General features: G+C 47.1%; 21 protein-coding genes. 9 read left to right on the top strand and 12 right to left on the bottom strand.

Annotation, left to right across the window (positions count from 1 at the left end):
• Position 1: 1 nt before the first annotated feature.
• The 3 genes from glmU to QNI24_RS01240 all read right to left on the bottom strand — a co-directional run bounded on the left by glmU (position 2) and on the right by QNI24_RS01240 (position 2,697).
• Entirely contained in the window at positions 2-1,351 is a 1,350-nt protein-coding gene (glmU, locus tag QNI24_RS01250) for a bifunctional UDP-N-acetylglucosamine diphosphorylase/glucosamine-1-phosphate N-acetyltransferase GlmU (RefSeq protein ID WP_267175599.1), read from the bottom strand.
• Between the two features lie 151 nt (positions 1,352-1,502).
• Entirely contained in the window at positions 1,503-1,790 is a 288-nt protein-coding gene (locus QNI24_RS01245) for a hypothetical protein (protein ID WP_267175598.1), read from the bottom strand.
• A gap of 70 nt (positions 1,791-1,860) precedes the next feature.
• Positions 1,861-2,697 (bottom strand): SDR family oxidoreductase, encoded by an 837-nt coding sequence (locus QNI24_RS01240; protein ID WP_267175597.1) that lies wholly within the window; start codon positions 2,695-2,697, stop codon positions 1,861-1,863.
• 160 nt (positions 2,698-2,857) lie between these two features.
• Here QNI24_RS01240 and QNI24_RS01235 point away from each other — a divergent pair, with 160 nt between their 5' ends.
• Positions 2,858-5,056 carry an autotransporter outer membrane beta-barrel domain-containing protein gene (locus QNI24_RS01235; RefSeq protein WP_267175596.1) on the top strand — a complete coding sequence of 733 codons (2,199 nt, stop codon included), beginning with the start codon at positions 2,858-2,860 and terminating at the stop codon, positions 5,054-5,056.
• 11 nt (positions 5,057-5,067) lie between these two features.
• Here the strand turns inward: QNI24_RS01235 and QNI24_RS01230 are convergent, their stop codons facing one another.
• Positions 5,068-5,631, bottom strand: a complete 564-nt coding sequence (locus tag QNI24_RS01230; protein ID WP_267175595.1) for an ECF-type sigma factor — start codon at positions 5,629-5,631, stop codon at positions 5,068-5,070.
• 63 nt (positions 5,632-5,694) lie between these two features.
• Here QNI24_RS01230 and QNI24_RS01225 point away from each other — a divergent pair, with 63 nt between their 5' ends.
• Entirely contained in the window at positions 5,695-8,589 is a 2,895-nt protein-coding gene (locus tag QNI24_RS01225; protein WP_267175594.1) for a serine/threonine-protein kinase, read from the top strand.
• Positions 8,590-8,599: 10 nt separating this feature from the next.
• On the opposite strand, the gene QNI24_RS01220 is transcribed toward QNI24_RS01225, so the two are convergent.
• Genes QNI24_RS01220 through QNI24_RS01210 form a run of 3 tightly spaced genes read right to left on the bottom strand, consistent with a single transcriptional unit; the run spans position 8,600 to position 10,968 of the window.
• Positions 8,600-9,823, bottom strand: a complete 1,224-nt coding sequence (locus tag QNI24_RS01220) for a dipeptidase (protein WP_267175593.1) — start codon at positions 9,821-9,823, stop codon at positions 8,600-8,602.
• 26 nt (positions 9,824-9,849) lie between these two features.
• Positions 9,850-10,152, bottom strand: a complete 303-nt coding sequence (locus QNI24_RS01215) for a hypothetical protein (protein ID WP_267175592.1) — start codon at positions 10,150-10,152, stop codon at positions 9,850-9,852.
• 54 nt (positions 10,153-10,206) lie between these two features.
• Complete coding sequence (locus QNI24_RS01210) at positions 10,207-10,968, bottom strand: dimethylarginine dimethylaminohydrolase family protein (RefSeq protein ID WP_267175591.1); 762 nt, start codon at positions 10,966-10,968, stop codon at positions 10,207-10,209.
• Positions 10,969-11,400: 432 nt separating this feature from the next.
• Here QNI24_RS01210 and QNI24_RS01205 point away from each other — a divergent pair, with 432 nt between their 5' ends.
• From QNI24_RS01205 to QNI24_RS01180, 6 genes are all read left to right on the top strand, one after another.
• Positions 11,401-11,805, top strand: coding sequence for an Imm41 family immunity protein (locus QNI24_RS01205; protein ID WP_267175590.1), 405 nt, complete (start codon positions 11,401-11,403; stop codon positions 11,803-11,805).
• Between the two features lie 115 nt (positions 11,806-11,920).
• A complete protein-coding gene (locus QNI24_RS01200) occupies positions 11,921-12,232 on the top strand; it encodes a hypothetical protein (protein WP_267175589.1) in 312 nt (103 codons plus the stop codon).
• Between the two features lie 217 nt (positions 12,233-12,449).
• Entirely contained in the window at positions 12,450-12,881 is a 432-nt protein-coding gene (locus QNI24_RS01195) for a hypothetical protein (protein ID WP_267175588.1), read from the top strand.
• Positions 12,882-12,915: 34 nt separating this feature from the next.
• Positions 12,916-13,731, top strand: coding sequence for a class I SAM-dependent methyltransferase (locus QNI24_RS01190; protein ID WP_267175587.1), 816 nt, complete (start codon positions 12,916-12,918; stop codon positions 13,729-13,731).
• A 5-nt stretch (positions 13,732-13,736) separates the two neighbouring features.
• Positions 13,737-14,297 (top strand): NUDIX hydrolase, encoded by a 561-nt coding sequence (locus QNI24_RS01185; RefSeq protein ID WP_283708460.1) that lies wholly within the window; start codon positions 13,737-13,739, stop codon positions 14,295-14,297.
• A 174-nt stretch (positions 14,298-14,471) separates the two neighbouring features.
• Positions 14,472-14,732 carry a GlsB/YeaQ/YmgE family stress response membrane protein gene (locus QNI24_RS01180; RefSeq protein WP_267175585.1) on the top strand — a complete coding sequence of 87 codons (261 nt, stop codon included), beginning with the start codon at positions 14,472-14,474 and terminating at the stop codon, positions 14,730-14,732.
• A 60-nt stretch (positions 14,733-14,792) separates the two neighbouring features.
• Here the strand turns inward: QNI24_RS01180 and QNI24_RS01175 are convergent, their stop codons facing one another.
• The 3 genes from QNI24_RS01175 to kynU all read right to left on the bottom strand — a co-directional run bounded on the left by QNI24_RS01175 (position 14,793) and on the right by kynU (position 19,175).
• Entirely contained in the window at positions 14,793-16,379 is a 1,587-nt protein-coding gene (locus QNI24_RS01175; protein ID WP_267175584.1) for a M64 family metallopeptidase, read from the bottom strand.
• Positions 16,380-16,539: 160 nt separating this feature from the next.
• The gene (locus QNI24_RS01170) at positions 16,540-17,904 is read right to left on the bottom strand and encodes an FAD-dependent oxidoreductase (RefSeq protein ID WP_267175583.1); all 1,365 of its coding nucleotides are present in this window, start codon (positions 17,902-17,904) and stop codon (positions 16,540-16,542) included.
• The gene (gene kynU / locus QNI24_RS01165) at positions 17,901-19,175 is read right to left on the bottom strand and encodes a kynureninase (RefSeq protein WP_267175582.1); all 1,275 of its coding nucleotides are present in this window, start codon (positions 19,173-19,175) and stop codon (positions 17,901-17,903) included. The genes QNI24_RS01170 and kynU overlap by 4 nt, the downstream gene beginning before the upstream one ends.
• A gap of 152 nt (positions 19,176-19,327) precedes the next feature.
• On the opposite strand from kynU, the gene QNI24_RS01160 reads away from it, so the two are divergent.
• Entirely contained in the window at positions 19,328-19,498 is a 171-nt protein-coding gene (locus QNI24_RS01160) for a hypothetical protein (protein ID WP_267175581.1), read from the top strand.
• A 1-nt stretch (position 19,499) separates the two neighbouring features.
• Here the strand turns inward: QNI24_RS01160 and QNI24_RS01155 are convergent, their stop codons facing one another.
• Both QNI24_RS01155 and QNI24_RS01150 read right to left on the bottom strand, forming a co-directional pair.
• Entirely contained in the window at positions 19,500-20,024 is a 525-nt protein-coding gene (locus QNI24_RS01155) for a DUF1569 domain-containing protein (protein WP_267175580.1), read from the bottom strand.
• Positions 20,025-20,123: 99 nt separating this feature from the next.
• Positions 20,124-21,377: a putative porin gene (locus QNI24_RS01150; protein ID WP_267175579.1), complete on the bottom strand. Its 1,254-nt coding sequence runs from the start codon at positions 21,375-21,377 to the stop codon at positions 20,124-20,126.
• Between the last annotated feature and the right edge of the window lie 36 nt (positions 21,378-21,413).

The following is a 21,413-nucleotide window of genomic DNA, read 5'->3' as shown; positions in this document are numbered from 1 at the left end:
ATTATTTTTTTCTCGGTTTTTGCCAATTGGTAACAGATTTTTGTCTGCTTCTGGATAAGGTTAATTGTTCATCCGGCGTGTCTTTGGTGATGGTTGAACCGGCGCCAATGGTGGCGTTTTTGCCCACCGTAACCGGTGCCACCAACTGACTGTCTGAGCCAATGAACGCGCCGTCTTTGATGGTGGTGGTGAATTTGTTCACACCATCGTAATTACAGGTGATGGTACCAGCACCAATGTTAACCCCATCGCCAATTACTGCATCGCCTAAATAGGTTAAATGACTGGCTTTGCTGTTTTGACCCAATTGGGTCTTCTTGGTTTCAACAAAATTTCCTACTTTACTACCTGCTGCCAGTTCAGTGCCCGGCCTGAGTCGCGCAAAAGGACCTATGGCACAAGCGCCGGTGGTGATCACACCATCCAACATGGAATGGGCCTCAACCTGTGTGCCTGCTGCCAGTTGGCAGTTTTTAATCACAGCAAAGGCGCCGATTTTAACCCCATCGCCCAAATCATTATCGCCCTCAAACAACACGCCTTTATCAACCACCACATCTTGGCCACAGTTCAGGCTGCCACGTACATCCACGGTGCCGGGTCGAATCAGGTGGACACCGGACTGCATCATTTGGCGGCGGATGCGTTGTTGGAAAATGTCTTCCAGTTCGGCCAGCTGTTGCATGTCGTTGGCGCCTTTGACGGCATGGGCATCGGCTAACTGGATGGCTTGAAAGGGCTGCTTATCGGCCGCAGCCAAAGCAATCACGTCGGTCAGGTAGTATTCTTGTTGTTGGTTGTTGTTGGACAGTTGTTGTAACCAGCCCTTAAGTCTTGTGGCTGGTGCTTGGATGATGCCTGAGTTGATTTCTTTGATTTTGAGTTCAGCCGGAGAGGCGTCTTTGTGCTCAACGATGGCCTTGATGTCCTCGCCTGAGCGCACGATGCGACCGTAGCCAGTTGCGTCATCCAGAATGGCGGTTAATACAAACTGTTTACTTGCCAAATGGGCCAAATCACCAGATTGGATCAACGGTGCATCACCATACAACACCAGCACATCCTCGTCATCTTGCATGAACGTCATGGCTTGTTGTACCGCGTGACCGGTGCCCAGTTGTTGTTTTTGTTCAGCCCAATTAACCTTTTCATGATCAAAATGGGCTTTGAGTTGATCACCTTGATGACCATATACCAGGGTGATTTGTCTGGGCTTCAATGTGAGTGCCAGTTGATAGACATGATCAACCATGGCTTGACCGGCCACAGGGTGTAACACCTTGAGCTTGCTGGAACGCATGCGTGTTCCAGCACCGGCAGCCAGTATAACCACATGCAATGCCTGACTCACAATGGCTTCCTGCGATGGGTAATGGATGGGTTTGATTTTTGTTGCTGCACGTTGGCGCTCACATCGATAAACCCAACATTATAATTCAATCTAGCCAGAAGCCAAAATGAAAGCTCAAGCCATCATTGTTATGACTTGAGCCGCAGTGTTTTTAGCCGCGACTGTTGGTGCGGTAAACTTTAACTACAATGTCAGTGATGTCTGATTGTGGGTTGGCTTGATGCTGTTTAAATACCTGCTTTTGTTGCACGAAACTCAATCGTTGGAAATAACGAAAAGTACTGGGTTTGTTTTCTTCCAAGTAACTGACCATTTGTTCTTCAGAATTGAAGCTCAGTCGGTTGGGCTGGGTGTTGAATAAATTATTTTCATACACCTCTTGTGCTTGAGCCGAGAACCCAACTGTTAAAGCAACGGTTAAACATATTAAAACTCTCATAGAAACCTCCTTAATGTACGCAGCTTCTATACTGAGACAATGGATTAGAGTAAAAAACCTAAAGCCAATATTATTTGTAGTCTGTGTCTAAATAGAGGTCGCGTTCCAGTGATTCGGCGCTGGCATCGTACTTGTATGGCTCAAAATCAGTGATGCCTTGGTCGCGCAAAACGCCCTCATCAATGCAAGTTTGTCCAGAAAAAGACAAATCATCAGTCTGTAATATGGCTAAAGCCGCATCTGCCATGATGGCTGGGGTTCGGGACTTTTTCATGATGCGCTCATCCAAAGCATATTGCACCGCAGCGGTGGCAATCGCGGTTTGGGGCCACAAGGCACAAGCAGAAACCCCATCCCCCCGCAATTCTTCAGCCAGCCCCAAGGTCAATAAGCTCATGCCATACTTGGATAAGGTGTAAGGAATAAAAGGACCGAGCCAGTGCTTGGCCATGTTCATCGGTGGTGAGAGGGTGATGATGTGACCATTGTCGCTTTGTTTTAGGTAGGGAATAGCGGCTTTGCTACAAACCAAGGTGCCGCGGGTGTTGATTTGGTGAATCAGATCAAAGCGCTTCACGTCTGTGTCTTGTAATCGTGTTAAAGCTATGGCGCTGGCGTTATTTATCAAGGCATCGATACCACCAAAATGCTTTGCGGCTTGTTCGACAGCGGCATTCACCGCACCCTCATCACGGACATCCAGTTGGATGGCCAAGGCTTGACCGCCGGCCTGCTCCACTTCTTCGGCCACGGTGTGAATGGTACCAGGTAATTTTGGGTGCGGTTCTGCTGACTTGGCGGCGATCACCACATTCGCACCTTGTTTGGCGCAAGTCAAAGCAATTTCACGGCCAATGCCACGGCTGGCACCGGTGATAAAGATGGTTTTGTTGTGCAAATCATTCATGGTTTTAAGCTTTGCTTTCAAAGGTTGTTTGGATACTTATTATCTTAACCCAACCAGCATGAAAAAACTTTTTACAAAAAAGTTGGCGCGATTGTCTGGTGTTTAGCGCATAAGAAGATGAAGACCGAAAGACTTTTTTAAAACCAACGCGAGAAAACCAATGGCTGCACCCAACAACAGAACAAACCTTAAAATCATGGCTTTGATGCTGTGCCTCATCTTGTCAGTGACCTCATCGGCTGATTATCAATTCTCGAACAAGTTTTTTGGTGGTCCCAACCAACAAGTCAGTAAGATCAGCGGCAACTTACAAGGTTTGGTTGCCAGTAAAAGCGGTCTGCCAGTTGAATATTTAAATGATGCGGGTGAGCTGGAGTGTCATATTTTATTCAGAGTGGTTGATGGTCAGTGGGAGTCTTTGGGGGACATAGGAACCAGTGGTGGTTTTTGTCCGTTGTTGAATGGTGCCACACCGATTCGCACGGTGGAAGCTTTTGGAACTGACATCTGTATCGGTGGAGACTTCACCAATTTGGGTGGCATCTCTGGCTTGAGTTACTTTGCTTGTTATTCTGAGTTCCTTGGCTGGTATCAGCCCAATGGTATTGGTAATGGCCCCAATAACAGCGTTTACTCTATTGATGTAGATGGGCCAACCATGTTCCTCGGAGGGGTTTTCACCACAGTCAATGGCGGTGCAATGAGTGCCAAACGCGTGGTAAAAACCGACGGATTGTCATGGGAACCACTGTATACCGATGCCAGCCAAACCGATAACGGTGTCGGTTCTCCGGTACAAAAGGTCCTTTCGACCACCAGTTTCTTGGTGGCATTATCAGGCAACAGCACCCTGACTTGGAATTCAGCCGTGCCTGAGTGGGTTAACAGGGGTGGGCATAACGGCAGTGCTGTGGGTGACCCTGATGTGGTGATTAATGGTTCGGTGCTGACTGTCGGCACCAAGAACGCCACTTCGGTGGCTGGTGATTCAGGCGGCAGTGTTTCAGACTTTAGTTTTGGTGATGATGCCTGGTCTGAATTCGGCATGAGTGCAGGCATAGACACGCAGTTTGCGCAGTTGGCTTATGGTTTGGGGCCACTTTATTCAACCGGTGATTTCACCAGTTTTGATGCCAACGCCAGGGGGTTGGCTTGGTACCAAGTGAACACTTGGGTGGCAGCGCCGATGCACCAACAGCTGGGTGATTTGAACAACTTTCGGGTGTTGGACATGCAACAAGCCGGTAACGAGTTTTGTTTGTTAACCCAAGGTTCGCCGCCTGATGCTGAGTTGTCTTGGCAGTCATCGGTATGTTATGACGGAGTCACCTGGCAAGGCGATAATCAAGCGCCGATTTCAAATGTGGTTCAAACCATGGGTGAGTACCAAGGCGAGGTGATTCATGGCGGTGATTTTCTGGTGGCAGGTGATCAGAAAAGCCCTTACATAGCCGCTTTGGATGACCAACAAAACTGGCTAGGCATCAGCCAATTGACTTGGTCAGGCGGGGGTCAAGGCCACGTCAGTCAGGTGCAAACTTATGCCGGTGATTTGTATGCCTCGGGTATCTTTGATGGCGCCGATGGAGTCAGTGTATCTGGCATCGCCAAATACGATGGCACGAACTGGGTTCCCGTGATTACTGGTTTGAGCGCGTTTAATGGCTTGATGACCGTTTGGGACAATAAGTTAATCATCAATGGCACCTACAATGGCAATCTCGGACCAGTTTTGGCATGGGATGGAAACAGCATTTCAGAAGTGGGCAATTTTATTCAAAATGGCGTGTTCACTGATTTTACGGTTTACCAAGGTGATCTGGTAGCCAGTAACGTGGCTTCAGGTACATCGCGGTTGTATGCTTTTGACGGTAACGCTTGGCAAAGTTTCGCGGGTACCGCACAAGGCGTGTATAACACGCTGGAAGTGGTTGGTAACCGTTTGTATGTGGGCGGTGTTTTTACCGGTGCTTGTAATGGTGTTAATTTCATCAGCGCCAACAACATCTTTGTCTGGGATGGTATGGGTTGTGATGCTTTGGGAACAGGAGTGACCAACACCACTTCATTCATTGGAATCAATGACATCCAAGGCTATGGTGCCGGTGTGGTGGTGACCGGTCGATTTGATCAGGCCGGTGGCATACCTGCCAACTCTTTGGCCATGTGGAACGGTGCCAACTGGTCTGCCTTTGATCAAGGTTTGGTTGATGGAGAAGATGAAGGTACGGGGAATGCATTGTGGCTGCAAGGCAACACCCTCTATATCGCGGGTTACTTTGAACAAGCGGGCAATGCCTTGTCACATAATTTTGCAAGCTTGGATTTGGACCCCATATTCAGCAATGGTTTTGATTAATCTATGGCTGTCTATCGCATGTGGGCGATCAACCAAGCCCTGGCTTGGGTCCATTGCCGGTTGATGCTGCGGGGTGATAGGTTCATGGCTTGGGCGGTTTGTGCAACACTTAAACCAGAGAAAAACCGCAACTTAACCACTTCCGACATGATGGCATCTTTTTGTTCCAATTCGGTCAATGCCAAGTCGAGGGCAATGAGTTCATTTTCATCGCTCTCAATCGCCAAGTCCAAATCACTGGTGTGGCGGGCATTGGCACCGCGTTTGAGGGTGGCTTTTGCGCGCGCTGACTCAATTAATATGCGCCGCATAGATTCTGCCACAGCGCCGAAAAAATGCCGTTTGGACTGCCAGCTAAGCTCGTCTTGGTTGATCAGTCGCAGGTAAGCCTCATGTACCAGAGCGGTGGGTGTCAAGGTGTGGTTGTTGCGTTCATGATGCATTTTGGCTTGCGCCATGCGCCTCAGCTCAACATAAATCAAGTTCAACAGTTGGTTCTGTTGTGCTTCATCATCAAGGTTGGCATGCATCAACAAAGCAGTGACTTCTGAGCGGGTTTGTTGATGAGCATCCATAGAATAATTGTAACTCAGCTGATGATGTCTTGTTAACAAACAATTTATGCGATAATTTAATTAATGAGTGAAACAAAACACAACGCCGATCAAGCAGCCAAGCGCTGGCAGTTGTTGTGGTCGTGTTTTTCTCGAATCATTGATGCCCAGCCTGCTCAGCAAGACAGCTTGATGCTCAAGCTCAAAGAACAACACCCCGAGCTTTTTCCAGAGCTGGAAAACCTGATTGCTTCACATGGAGAAAAAACCAGCATATTGGACAAAGACCCAATCAATATGGAACTGGCTTCGGCCTTTGAGCCGCCAGCATCTATCAAAGGTTATGAAATTCTAGAGCCTTTGGGTCGAGGTGGCTTGGGTGATGTTTACAAAGCACAAAAAAAGGAGGCAGGCCATGTTCATGCGGTGGCCATTAAATTTGCCACCACCGGCCAATATTCGCCATTGGTTCTGGACTCATTCAATAATGAGTTGAATATGCTGATGGGTCTGAACCACCCTAACATTGAGCGCTTGTTTGAGGGTGGTGTAACGGCACAAGGCATTCCTTATTTGGTGGTTGAATACATTGATGGACAGCACATCGATACCTACTGTGATGCCAACAGCTTGGATTTGCGGGCGCGAATTAAGTTGTTTTTGCAGGTTTGTGATGCGGTTTCAGCCATGCACCAATCTCTGATCATCCACCGCGACATCAAAGCCAGTAACATCATGGTTAATGCAGATGGTGTCTGTAAATTGCTGGATTTTGGTTTGGCTAAACTCACTGAACAGCCCGGTCAAGTGGAACCTTCACAGCAGACCTATTCAAGTTTAATGATGACCTTGGCTTATGCCAGTCCAGAACAAATCAGAGGTAAAGGCATCACCACCAGCAGTGATGTTTATTCTTTGGGTATGCTGTTGTATTACCTGTTGGCGGGCCAACTGCCCTACACCATTGATCCGAATGATTTGGTAGGCACCACGCAACAGATTAATGCAACCCAACCACCACCAGCCAGTAACAACATCAAACCGGAAGCGGTCATCAACGCAAGCCAAAACGCCCTGGCCAAGCGACTCAAAGGAGAGCTGGATGCAATCCTCAACAAGGCCATCAACAAAGACCCAAGTCGGCGCTATGAAAGTGCCAATCAACTGGCTGATGATTTGATTCGTTACCTTAAAAATGAACCAGTGAAGGCCAAGCCGGATGCGGCCATGTACCGGGTCAAAAAATTCATCCAACGCCACACGGCTGGTGTCTTCACCACCGCCGCTGTGATGCTGTCCTTATTGGCGCTGTCGTTGCTGCTGTTGCAGCGCACCGAACAATTAAAAAGCGCCTTACTGGCAACCCAGGCGGAGCAACAACGGGTCAGCCAGGTCACTGAATTTTTGGTTGATGTGTTCAAACTGTCAGACCCGCTACAAAACCAATCGGAGGTGGTTGATGTGAAAAGCCTCATTGACCATGCCGCAGATCAACTGCAACAACAATTCATACAACAACCTGAAACCAAGGCGCGTTTACACCAAACCCTGGCAGAGGTTTACCTCAATATGAGTGAAATCGATTCAGCTGAGGCATTGTTAAAGCAAGCCAAAACAGCCAACAGCAATACAGAGAGCCAGTTGTCGTTGCTGTTACTTGAGGTTGCCTTGTTACAAAAAAAAGGCCAGCCGATACAAGCTTTGGATTTGCTTGATGGCTTTGAGCAAAAGCTTGCAGCGAGCCAACAAGAGTCAGAATTGTCATTGGGTCTGACCTTAACCAAAGCATTAAGTAAAGGTCAATTGCAGTATCAGCTGGGCCAATTAGATGCAGCGGTTATGACTTTGACAGGGGCCGGTGAATTGATGGCGATATCCAATGCGGGTTCTTGGTCCATCGAACAGGCCAAAGCTGCACAGCTGCAGGCCGACATCGAACAACTGTTGGGCAATGTGTATTGGAAAAAAGGTGACTTAAACCAAGTCAAAACACATTATGAAAAGAGTTATCAAAGCAATTTAGATCGCTTAGGTCAAGCACACCATGCGACATTAAAAAGCCTGTCTGCCTTAGGTGTCTTGGCATATTCTCAAGGTGATTTTGAGCTGGCCAGAAGCCGCTTTGAACAAGTGCTTGATACTCGCGTGGAACAGCTCGGGGAAAACCACTACCTCACGGCAGATGCACACAACCGTTTGGGTGCCACCGAATATGAACTGGGCCAATTAGCAGCGGCTGAGGCACATTATGAAAAAGCCTTACAAGCCTTTAACGTCAGTGGCTTGGGTGATTCGATTAAATTCACCCGAGTATTAAATAACTTGGGTTTGATCAAACGCCAACAAAAAGCCTACCCACAAGCGCAACAACTGTTTCAACAAGCACTACAAATACAAAGCAAGCAGTTGGGAGCAGACCATGCGGATTTGGCTGCGATGTATAACAATTTAGGCCTGGTGGCACATGACCAAAATGATCATGCACAAGCCATAGACTGGTTCAAAAAATCTTATCAAGTGCAGTTTGATACCCATGGTACTGAGCATGTCAACATCGCCTTTGCCATGACCAACCTAGCGCGCATGCACAGCGAAATCGGCGAGCTGGAACAGGCCCAGTCATGGATCAACCAAGCATTGCGTCTCAGGGCGAAGCATTTGGGCACAGAGCATTTGCTGTACGCGGCATCATTGGTGGTTGAGGCCGAATGGGCTTTGGCAGCCAAAAAGCGCGAAAAGGCGGCAAAAAGCGCCGAAAAAGCACTTAAAATACGTGAAAGTCGCCTCGAAAAAAATGATTGGCGGGTTGCTGAGAGCCGCCACCTGTGGCTGTCATTACAACCACAGAATGACGATTTAATCAGTCAGATGTGCCTCGATGCCAAGACCGTAGAACAACAGTTTGGAGTGCAACACCCCAGTGTGACCGCACTGCAACAGCGTCACAAAGCGGTGGATAATCAACCTTGTCTAAACTGAGTTGCTGTTTTCAGCTACTGGCTCTGTGTGATTGCACCTGGCGCCAAACACGCATTAAATTACCCGATAGGATTTTGGCGATGTCGGCCTCTGAATAACCGCGTTTAAGCAGGCCCGCAATCAAGTTCGGATAAGTGGCGACGTCCTTCAGACCAGTGGGTAATGAATCACCCACACCGTCATAATCTGAGCCAATACCCACGTGGTCGATGCCAGCCAGTTTAACCACATGATCAAAATGATCTAACACCGTGTCTAAATCAGCAAACTCAAAAGGGTTCTTACTTTGGTAATCGGCGGTAAATGCTTTGGCTTCATCGCTGTCCTCATCGAGCTTGTTCTCAGCAAGGTAGGCATCAAAGGCTGCTTTGTAATCCTGCCAGCTTTTCAATGAAGCCTCGGAGACAAAAGTCGAGCCAAAATTGATGAAAATCACACCGCCATTGGCCGCCAGTAATTTAATCATGTTATCGTCCATGTTGCGCTCAAAACCAGGCGTGAACGATCTGGCTGATGAATGCGAAGCAATCACCGGTGCGGTGCTGACCGACATGACATCATAAAAAGCCAAATCAGAAATATGCGAGACATCAACCATCATGCCGATGTCGTTCATCGCGCCAACCAATGTCTTACCAAACTTAGTTAAGCCGCCTGCAGGACGTACGCTGTCATAGGATGAGTCTGAAATGTGGTTGCTCAATGAATGAGACAGTGTGATGTAGCGGATGCCGCGATCATAAAAGTGTTGTAAGTTGGTGATGTCACCGGCAATCGGAGAACCGTTTTCCATGCCCATTGGCAAAGAAATCAAACCACGGGCAAAATTCCTTTCCACTTGCGCCGGTGAATTAGCCAAGGCAAACTTTCGCGGTGATTGGCGCACAATTTGTTTCACTGAGTCAATCAGTTTGTCGGCCAAAGCCTTGCTGTCGCCGCCTTTGGCTTCGATTTCAGCTGGGATGTAGATTGACATGAATGGTGCATCCAGTCCGCCTTGTTTCGCCCTTGGGTAGTCAAAATCACCACCTTCGGTGGCCGCAGACACGTCATCGTATTTATTCTCTAGTCGATAAGGCACATCGACATGCAAATCGGCAATGATGTATTTCTGGCTGATTTGTTGGGCTTGTTTGAACACCTCGTCATCGAACTGTGGTTTTTGAGCGGTGGGTTGGCAACCCATCAATAGAGTCGCTGCGGCAATGAGACTTAAGCTTTTTGTTGTTTTCATAAATGCTGTTTTCCGTTTTTTTGGGTTTAACTGTTGATGTTTTTTCTGATGGCATCAACGGCGCCTTTGGCTTCTTTGAGGCTGGCCGAATGGTGCTGTCTGAAGCGTTTAATCGCCTCAATCAAATTGCCTGATTCAATTGCTTGTAACACGTCTTGGTGAACATCATCGTAGGGATTGCTGTTGTCTTTGTCGGGTTGTAAACTGTTCCACTCTTCACGACTGAGCTGTTGTTCGACAAACGGATCGGATTTTTTCGAGCTACGGCCAAAAATAAAGCCGATGATCAACGCCAATATAACGGTTACAATTGTTTGAAATTCACCCATGTGTCATTCTCAAAATGTGTTTACTCATTCTACAACAGCTCAAGCTGGAGGACACTAAAAACGTAAAGACAAACAACTTAAACCCCCATCGAGCTTCTCGAATTCGCTGACATCAACCGCTATGACTTCATAACCTGCCGCCACCAGCGCCGCTTGGCTACGCGGGAACCCCGCTGGGATGATGACCCGGTCATTGACCCAAATGCAGTTGGCGGCATAAGCCTCATCAGCAGTCACAGTAATGCGCTTGAACGCAGCAAATTCAGGTTTATCATTCATTTCATCACCAACCACCAAATGATTGTTTTCTATGTAACTGACCCCTGTTTTTAGATGCAGTAAGTGATCGAGTGCCACTGTCGAACCGTCCATGCCATGGGCCTGTAAGATGCTAAACAATTGTGTTGCACCCGCTGCGTTGGTCCGCTCAGACAGGCCAATATAAAAATGCTTACCCACCATCATCACATCACCGCCGTCCAAAGTGCCTGGTGCTTGGATGTATTCAAGTTGGGGGTAAAACTCGGCCACCGCCTGTTCAATGGCGGCCACTTCGCCGCGTCGGCTGGCGGCACCGGGGCGTGTGATGATGGCGCAGTTGGCTGTCAGCACCGCCGCATCCTCAACAAAACAAGCATCAGGATAAGCCTCATCAGGTGGCAAAATGGTCACTGCGAGGCCACATTTTTGCAAGGCCTTGATATAGTTTTGGTGCTGTTCCAAAGCCAAGTGGTAATCAGGCGGACCCAAGCCTGCGGTGCTGAGGCCGTTAAGCATGCTTTTACCGGGAGTTTTGACGATGGCGTGTTTGAACATGGTTGATGCATTTGTGAAGTGAGTGATTATTGTTGCGGTAAATGAATTGAATTACAATCAAATCATTAACCATAAATTATGTCACCCATTTTTGATGGGCGGAGCCCATCCTACGAGGCTTGATAAACGGACAATGCCAATTAAAAATCCATGCATTGATAATGCACTTTTATTAAGAATTTTACGGATATGAGTGCATCCGTGCATTTTTATCCGTCAATAACCGGCTATCAGTGCATGGAATTTAACCCTACACAGTGAAAAATCAACCACTTATGGTAATATCATGGTTTTTTTAATGCACTTTTAACAAGGAATTCAGATGATAGTAAGCATTAATGCACCCATAATAAATTGTTATCCATCAACATAGGAGCAAGCTATGATGATTAATGTGAAATTTGCACTTCAACTCGGCTGTTGGGTAATTAAATGATAGATGAAGCATTGACTGAAATATTTAGAAACATGCCTGGTGATGGTAGTGATGAGTGGGAAAAAACATTTTTTGGATTTTTGTCAGAGTTTGGGGATTGGCATGTTGAAAAGTTCTGGGTATTCCATAAAGCACTAATTGATATTGGCAAAAAAGTAGATAAAAAGGGTTCTGTTGATAGGGAGTTGTCTTATGCGCTTTTATATATTCAAGATAGCGTTTTGACCCACATAGCCTCTCATTTTGATCCTGCAATTGATTGGCAATTTACGTCTATAGCTGGAGAGGAAATATACGGTTTTAAAGAACGATTTGAATTAGCAATATTAGGTGCTATTTCTGGGGAAGTGATTCCAGAAACATCTTTTGATTTAATCAACCCTTTAATAAAAAATGGATAACAAGCACTTCCAGTCTGACGCCAAAACCTCCGCGTTTTTGCGTTACTCGCTCAGCTCAGACATTAACACAAAAACACTCCGGCTTTGGCGCAGCTGAAGTGGGCGTTGAGATGCTATGAGCTCCTTCAGTCCAAATGATATTTCTAAGGATCATGTGCTCAGCCTAGCACGTGGTATTCTCGATGATTGTCACTGGAGATTAGAGATTAATAGTGAGATTATTAATATAGATCCTCGTGCTCACATGTGGGTGGCCACGCGTGCGGCCATTCGTGAAGACTGTGCCGGCTATACATGGGGTGATCACTATCAGGCAAAGGTGGTGATTGGTGCTCCGGAGCCATCAAGTATTCCTGATGCAACGATTGGGCTCTACATATCCATTGACAAGAAGGTCATTACTTTTGACCATGGAGTGACTCTCTGATGATTTCAACTTCCTCTTCCAAGCAGTCGATTAAGCGGACAACGCTCCAGGCCAGGTAGGGAGGACTCTGCCCATCAATTAGCTTGAAAGCTGGTCATCTATTTTTGTTGGGCATAGCACATCTTTGAGGCTACGAGGCTACATATAACAAAAAAATGAAGGCGGAAATCTCAGAAAAGCACTGAGCTATGGTTTTTTTTGATGTTAGGATATAAAAATGAACACAGCTTACCAAATCGCCATCATTGCTGCTGGCCTGTTCTTCCTCAATGGGTTGTTGACAGGGGTATGGAAATACCGACAAATCGCAGCGAGTGAACATGGCCAAGCGCACCCTTATGTCGATGTGGCCCATCGGTCTTCTTTACTCTACAGCTTTGCGGCGATACTGATTGCTGTTTTTTTAGAAATCAGTCAGCTGTCTGACAATTTAGAGCTCATCGCCACGCTGCTTTTGATCAGTTATTTTTTCTTTGCCATAGCCAGTTATATGGTTCAGGGGTTTCTGGGGAAAACCGCTAACCAACTTAAGCCCATCAAGACCTCAACACAATGGTTTATGTGGTCATTAATCGCAGCAGAAATCGGTGGTTTTTTGGTTATTTTTTATGGCGTGTTATTGGCCATCAGCGCACCAAGTACGACATGATAAAAACAAACTCAATGACAGGCTTTAACCACCAATGAACATCAACCAAGAAATAGCCAAAGCACTGGGTAAGACGCTGTGGCAAACAGATTCATTTATTCCTGAGTACAACACGGGTCAAATGGGCCCGTGGCAGATCAACCCGGGTGGACAATTGGCCAATGACTGGGGCTATTATTCAGGGACTTGTTTGTTGGAGATGTTACCGTCATTGTTGCGCCAAGCCCGGTCCGATCAAGGTACCGTGTGGGACACTTGGATGTCGCTGACGCCGCATGAAATCGAAAGCCAAGAACTGGGGTACCAATGTGCCTTTGGCCACGTGGTCATCATGGGACTGGGCATGGGTTGGATTGCTGCCAATGCAGCTTTGAACCCTATAGTCACGGCGGTGACCGTGATTGAGCGCGATGCTGATGTGATTGCGCTGTTTGACGAATCTGGTGCGTACGACTCAATCCCGGCAGCAGCCAGGAAGAAAATCAATGTGATCAAAGCCGATGCCGTTGAATGGCGTCCTGATCCTGAGCAGCCGGTTGATTTTTTGTATGCGGATATTTGGTTGGGTTTGGCAGAGCCAGGCACTTTGTCACAAGCCAGACAGATGCAGTCCCATGTGCGCGCAAAACAAGTCTATTTTTGGGGGCAGGAAATTGCCTTGGCTGCAGCGATGAAGTGGCATGCTGGGGTTAGTAATGAACGGACCATGTGCGACTTGCAACAAGCCGTTACTGAAGTGATTAAATTACCACTGCTGATTCCAGATGACCGTGATTACCTGCAGATGATTCAACAGGTGATCGACAACCGGGCGGCACGCGGCTTGACCAATGAATTTAAAATGGACTGAATGGTGTGAATCAAAACCCCATGCGCAAACAAATAAGGGCAGAAGTTGCGGTAATAAAACCGCTGGATGATAAAGAGGCTCAAACACAAAAACAGGTGTTGAACTGGATTGATTCTGGTGCAGTACTTTGTCGAATAAAAAAACCAGCGACACCGCCTAAACACTTGGTCTCCTACTTTGTCTTGATTGATGGAGATTTTGTTTTGCTGGTGGATCACATCAATGCCCAGCTGTGGCTGCCAACAGGCGGTCATGTCAACCCAGATGAACACCCACGAGACTGTGCCTTGCGCGAGGCCAAAGAAGAGTTGGGTATCGATGCGAAGTTCTTGTTTGATGGGCCAGTTTTAATTACCAGTACAGAAACAGTCGGTAAGACGGCGGGTCATACGGATGTTTCCATTTGGTATGCCTTGAAAGGTGATCGCCAAGCTGACCTTGAATGCGATGACAGTGAGTTCGAAGCAGTGCGCTGGTTTCATCGCAGTGAGGTGCCGTTTGATCAGAGCGACCCTGAATTGCACAGGTTTTTAACTAAAATGGCCGCTCTGACGCCGGTCAATTGAGGCCTGCCTCTGGTTGTGTGCTCAGTGGTCTTGCGCTTGTTTGGCCCAAAAGTACAGATTGTATCAATCTTTCATAGAGCGAATTTCAATACCAATTCAATGCTGGGTTGTGGTATTTTAATGTGGGTCCAAACTTAACTGTTTGGCTTATTTTTTAACATTGTGGAGTTAATTATGGATTTAGAGGGTTTATTGATCACCTTAATCATCGGTGCCGTTGCAGGTTGGTTGGCCGGGCTGTTGATGAAAGGCTCAGGTTTTGGGCTGGTTGCCAACATCGTTATTGGTATTGTTGGTGCGTTTGTTGGTGGTTACGTATTGGGTATGTTGGGTGTGTCCTTGGGTGGTGGTATCATAGCCGCAATCATCAATGCGACCATAGGCGCGGTGATCTTGTTGTTTGTGATTGGGGTGATTAAAAAAGCCACCAAATAAAAAAGCCACAAGTACTAGGTAAAAACCCCAATTCATTTGGGGTTTTTTTATGCTTGGCGCTTAAGGCTCAAAGCCATCAGCGAAAATCAAATCATCAAAAGCAGCCACATCCAATTGCCACACATACTCAAACTCCGGCAGTTCGTCCTGGCGGGAGCTGTGCACCAAGGGTGAATTATCCCTGACAGTAACACTGACGGTGTTGGCACCCACTTGATCAGGGGTGTAGGAAAAGCCTTGGGAGGTGAGGCTGCTGTTGGCGGTGTTTTGGGGTGAGCCATTAACAGACCAAGTGATGCTCAAATCATGGGTGGGCTGTAAGGTATCAATGCTGAAATTAACCGGCACCGAAACCATGGCACTGACCGTGGCCCCAGCGGGTGATGCGGTGTCCGGTTCAAGTAAGGACAAGCGCCCAGCATCGGCGTACAGCACATCATAAATTTTCAACACATAAGCTTCCTGACACACCGCACAAAAGCCTGCCGAAAGCACCCGCATGTTACAAAAGTCTTTGGGTCGGTACATACCTGTTTCCAAATAACGCGCGCCTTCGAACAGGCCAATGTCATTTCCGTACTGGGCGGTTTCTGGGGTCGGCACTGGTGTGCTTTGGTTGATTAAGTAGTTCCATTTGATGCTGTTGCGGCTGACCACATCGGTGACATTGGCTTCACAGCTTGGGCTGCTGATGTCACTACAGGCTGGGAAGCCTGGAAAGGGACTGTCGTATTCATCGGCCAAACCAGTGAAGGAGTGTCCGTATTCATGGATGAAAATGTCATTGGCAGCAACATTGGTAGAAAAGGTTGAAAAGGCGCCGCCAGATCCGCCGTATTCATTGTCGTTAACTATCACAATGATTTCGTCCCAATTGGGCACGGCTGCTGCTGCGGTGTATATTTTTGTCGAATTAACCGTCAACAGTCGGCGGATGCTGGCGACGCAATAAGAGCCATCAAAAGCGGTATTCACAGTCACTGCATCACCACCAAAACAGTCCGCTGGTTTATCCGCTCCAGATTGCGCGCTGGCGGTGAACAGCCGATCATAACTGACGAAATTGGTGTAACTTTGATAGGGTTCAAAGGTCTGCATGTAAGCAATCACGCCATCGACATCGGCATTGAAGTCAGTCTGTTGGGCATTGGTGTAGCCTTCACTCATGATCAATAAATTGACCCGGTTATCGGCCTGGCCCATTGCGCTGCTGCGTTGTGGCCCTTTGACTTTGGCGTTTGTTACCAATGAATTGAATGAGGTTGTTGCTTGGCGGGCATCGATGGATGCGGGTAATTGTAGGTATTTAATCTGCCCCTTGGGTGCACGAACCACGAAAGTGATTTTATCATTAAGCAGCCATTGACCGTCAATGTGGTCATGGCCATGGTGCTCGGAACGGGTGATTTGGCTGTCTCTGATGGAAACATGTTCCAACAGCTTGTCATCGGCATCGAAAGCCAATAAAGATGAGGTGTGTTGGTTGTTGCTGTGGCTTTGTTCCGCCCATTCAAACACTTGATGGTATTCGGCTTGTAAGCCATTTTGTTCTGACCAAGTCAGTACCAAATAATCAGCCTCTTTGCTGATGGCTGTGCTGCTGAATGACAGACCGACCGCGATGATAAATAAAACCCATGTTTTCATGCCCCACCTCTTACTGTGTTGTTGGGCTGGTCTGCGCCATTATTGGCTCAAGCGATCACACCTCAACCAGCCATTATGTCTTAAAGATTATAAAACTCAGAGCGACTTAAATGAAGCAATACAGTATTTTTTTAAGCCAGTGAAGTGGCTGATCAATCCATCAAAGGCTGCTGAGTCTGGGCAACTTCTGTTTAACCAGACGTTCAGCCCGCTGGAAGTCAACTTCAGAAACCTCTTCGATGCCTTCGGTCAGGGTGTCTAAAATTTTATACTGTATCTTGCCGCGAGCGAATGCAGTGGCATATGGAATCAGGTGAAACATCACCATCGAGTACCTGGGAATGAAGTAATCAGGCAGGCGATTTTCTAATTCAAAAGCTATGGCTTTTTTCAGGTGGAATTTCGGATCGTTGACGTCAGCGCGCATCTCAATGTAGTTTTCCAATGCCATGTCCGCAATGGCATTGCTGTTATCAATGCGGTTTTCAACAAACTCAGGCATGGCCAATTGCCAGTTATCGGCATGTCGTTCCAAAGCATTTTCCATCGCCACACAATCTTCAAAACCAGCATTCATGCCTTGGCCATGAAACGGTACGATGGCGTGAGCTGAATCGCCGGACAACACCACGTTTTTATACTGCCAATCAGCACAACGGATGGTGCCCAAGTAACCGGTTGGGTTGTTGAAATAGTCTGTCTCTAATTCAGGAATCAGCGCTTTGACATCAGCGAACTGTTCATCGAACAAACGATTCAAGCTGGCCTTGTCGTTGATGCTGGCAAAACTCACAGGCCCTTCATTCGGCATGAATAGAGTCAGTGTAAAGGTGCCATCAGGGTTGGGTAAGCCGATGACCATGTAGTCATCACGCGGCCAAATGTGCAGGGCTTCTTTTTCAATTTGAAAGCCGCCGTCATCACTGGCTGGAATGGTCAGCTCTTTGTAGGAGTGGTCCAACAGTTCAGCACTGAATGTGGTTTCACCGGCGTCTTTCATTGAGGCCCGCACTTGACTGCCGCCACCATCGGCACCAATCAAATAATCATACTTGACTGTCTGGGTCTGGTCGGTTATTTGATCTTTTACGGTGATTTCATCGGCATCGAAATTGATGTTCAAACATTCGTGTTTAAAAAAGAATTCAACCGCTCCAGTGGCTTCAGCAGCATCGCGCAAGATGCTGACCAAACCAGCCCGCGAGACAGAATAAATCACTTCTTCGGGTTTTTGCCCATAGCTTTGGAATTTTAACGCGCCGGCCTCGTCATGTAACATGCGGCCTTGCATCGGTATCAGCAGTTTATTGACGTGGTCCATCAAGCCCAAACGGTCCAGGGCGTCGATGCCGCGATTGGCCAAGGCCAAGTTGATTGAGCGACCCGCTGATATCGCTTCTTTGCGGATGTCCGGCAACTGTTCATAAACCGAAACTTGGTAGCCACGGCGAGCCAGAAATATGGCGTGCATGGAGCCAACCAAGCCAGCGCCAATGATAACAATGTGTTTGGGTTTTACGCTCATAATGAGGCCTCCAATATATCTACAAAGCGAATACAATCCTCGTAGCTGTTGTACAGTGGCACAGGAGCCACGCGAATCACGTTGGGCGCGCGCCAGTCACAAGTCACGCCAGCGGCTTCGATCGCAGCAAAAACCTGCTTACCGGTTTTGTTGTCGCTGTTGACACAAATTGATAACTGACAGCCGCTCAAGCCATCGTCAGGGGTGATGATGTCGATGTGTGCTGCCAAGCGATTATGCAGCAAAAACCTTAAATAAGCGGTTAATTGTTTCGATTTGTTGCGAAGTGCGGCGATACCGCCGGCTTCTTTTATGGTGTCCAAAGACGCGCGTATGGCCGCAAGGGACAAAATGGGAGGGTTTGATAACTGCCAACCTTCGGCTGATTGAATCGGGATGAATTCATTCTCCATTTCAAAACGGCTGTTTTTGTCATGGCCCCACCAACCAGCAAAACGCGGTAATTCCGGGTTGTCATGGTGTTTTTCATGCACAAAACACCCCGCCACCGAACCAGGTCCTGAGTTCAGGTATTTATAAGTGCACCAAGCAGCAAAATCCACCCCCCAGTCGTGCAACTGCATTTCAATGTTACCGGCCGCATGGGCCAAATCAAAACCAACAGTGATGTCATGGTGTTGGGCGGCATCGGTGATGGCCTGCATGTCGAATACTTGGCCAGTGTAATACTGCACGCCAGGCAACATGATCAAGGCCAACTCATCGGCATGTTGATCTATGGTCGACAAAATGTCTTCCAAGTGCAGGCATTCCTCACCATCGCGCGGTTTAAGCAGCACCATTGCTTCACTTGGGTCGTAACCATGAAACCTGACTTGCGACTCAACCGCGTAGTGATCTGAAGGAAAAGCATGGTCCTCAAGCAGAATTTTATAGCGCTTGGATGAAGGGCGGTAAAAGCTCACCATCATGAAGTGCAGGTTCGCTGTCAATGAATTCATACAAACCACTTCGCTGGGGTGGGCGCCCACCAATTTGGCCGACTCATCGGCCAAAAACTCATGGTAAGGCATCCACGGAAATTCGCAGTCAAAATGGCCTTTGACACCGAGTTTTTGCCATTTGCTTAATTCGGCATTGAGGTATTCACTGGTCAGCTTGGGTTGCAGCCCCAAGGAATTTCCACAAAAGTAAACTTCTTCCTCTGTGCTGTATTTAATCCTGGGAATGTGGAAAGCTTGGCGCATATGGGCCAGCGGATCTTCCTTGTCTAGAGATTGAGCGAATGCCAGACTGTCTTCAAAAGCCATGTGAGTTCAAGATTTAAGAAAGACATTATTATAAATCAAGTCAGTGATAAAAATGTCAGCCACGAGCGAAACTATTGGCCTTTTGATTTTTGTCTTTTAAGGTGTTTAAATGATGAGTTAGCCTTGGAAAACATGAAGCTTGGTATTTTGTTGTGTTTCTGGATTTTTATGAAACTGGTTTGTTTGGTAATGATTACCAATGGCCAATTGTTGTGGTGGGTATGACCAATGATGCGACAGGTGGTATCACTGATGATGGTGGTGGCACCAAAGTGCGTTCGGTGTTATCAAGGATATTGGAGTTGGCGGCCCAAGGTTTGTGAGCTAAACCAGCAGTGATTCCAAGTGATTGTTGATGTGCATCACGTGGGCATAGGTGTATTCTGCGTGGGTCAATTGGCCGAAGGCGAAGTGGGCTTTTAATGCACCTTTGTGAGCCCGGAAGTCATTCAATGCTGTGATCAGACGGCTCATGGCTAAGGCTGCATCGTTGGCTTCTAACCGTGGCGCGCCAGGAATCGGTTCAAGCAAGTCATGACTCATTTTGCCACGGTAGGTAAACACCGAAAAAGCCAGTTGGCCGATGTTTTGTTTGAAGCGCTCAGACTTGTGCACGGGATAGCCGCTGATTGAGTATTCAATGCTTTGGGCCAAGTGATTTAAGACTTGGCTGAGGTTCCATCCGCCTGCGAAACCAGCCTGTTGGATGTTGATACGCTGCAGGTCTTTGATGGCATGTTCAATGGTCAGCTTTTCAGGGTCATAGCCATTCAGCAGCCACACGCCACTGCCAAGGACACCAGCAGTGGTCAGTAACAGGGTGTTTTTGAGTAATTTTCTGCGTTTCATGGATTGATTTTATGGCAATCAAATATCTTAGCATGTTTTTTGTAGGCACAAAAAACCCCGGATGAGCCGGGGTTTTTGAAGGTGTAAATTCAGTCCTTGTTATTTAAACTTTAAGATAAAGTCCAATTGTAAACGGTCGTAATCGACTGGATTATCTGAATCTTTTTTGCGCTCATTGCTGAAGTAAGCCATGGCCAATGAAGTGTTTTTATATAAACCATAACCAGCACGCAACAAGTGACCTTTAGAGTCTGGGCCGCCGCCACCGAAGTTTGAATCATTGAATACACCAACAACAGCATCAGCATCGATGTCCATAAAGGTGTAGCTCATGTTCCAAGTGCCTGGTCCGCTGACTTTGCCGTAGCCTGCACCAAAAGCATATCCGCTTTCAGCTGTATCGGCTTCTAAGTTTTCAACATAGCTACCAAAAACTGAGAAAGGTTTATCATTTAATTTGGTTTTGTATTCCAGTGAACCTTCAAATAAGTTGTAGTCATTAACCAAACGACCGGTTGCATCCACTGAGTTAGAACGAGGTTTACCATCGTATGCAGGGAAGTTACCTTGTAAGTTATCGTAATCATAGTAACTGACGCCAGCAATCAAACTGCCTGCATCTAAATCAAATGTTTTATTCAACTGACCACCGAACATCAAGATGTCATCATCACCACTGAACTCTTCAACTGCGTAACCAACCAAGTTCCCTTTCCAGCCATTTGAATCAAGTTGTAATGCGATGCCTTCTGGGTTCACATCGTTGTCCCAAATCATTTGGTTTTTACCGGCTTTATAAGCTGGGTTAGACATTTTACCTGCAGTTAACGTCAATGCATCGGTTAACATGTAATTGAAGTAGGCACGATCTAAACCGAAGTCTTTGGTATTAAAGCCACCGTCTAATGTTTGGTTACCAGAGGCTGGATCATCAACACCAGTGGCCAAACGAAAGTTAACATCCAAACGGTCATTGACTTGTGTTTTAGCTGCTAATCTTAGACGGATACGATGTCTGTTACGAGCTTCTTTTCCGCGCTCGTCAATGTATTCTTCACGGTATCTGAAATCACCTGAGAATTTGATGCGGTCGGCCCAAGACTCTGGTTGTTCATCTGCTTTTACTTCAGCCACTTTGGTCTCAACCATAGCTGCTGTTTCTGCTTGTTTTTTTGCCACCAATGCTTCGGTTGCGACTTGGTTTTTTTCAGCATCCTGCTCCAATTTTTCAATCTTCGCTGATAACAGTTTTAATTGCTCTTTTAGTAAAGCAATTTCATCTTTTTTATGGTCAGCAAAAGCTGATCCGCCCATGGACAGTAGCAATGACGCCACCAAAATCTTCTTGTTCATAACATTACCCACTATAATGATGTATTAAAAGGGCGC

This window comes from Marinicella marina, from assembly GCF_030065545.1.
GTDB classification, from domain to species: domain Bacteria; phylum Pseudomonadota; class Gammaproteobacteria; order Xanthomonadales; family Marinicellaceae; genus Marinicella; species Marinicella marina.
The sequence above is the reverse complement of the archived record's forward strand: the minus strand, read 5'-3'. Positions and strand labels throughout refer to the sequence as shown.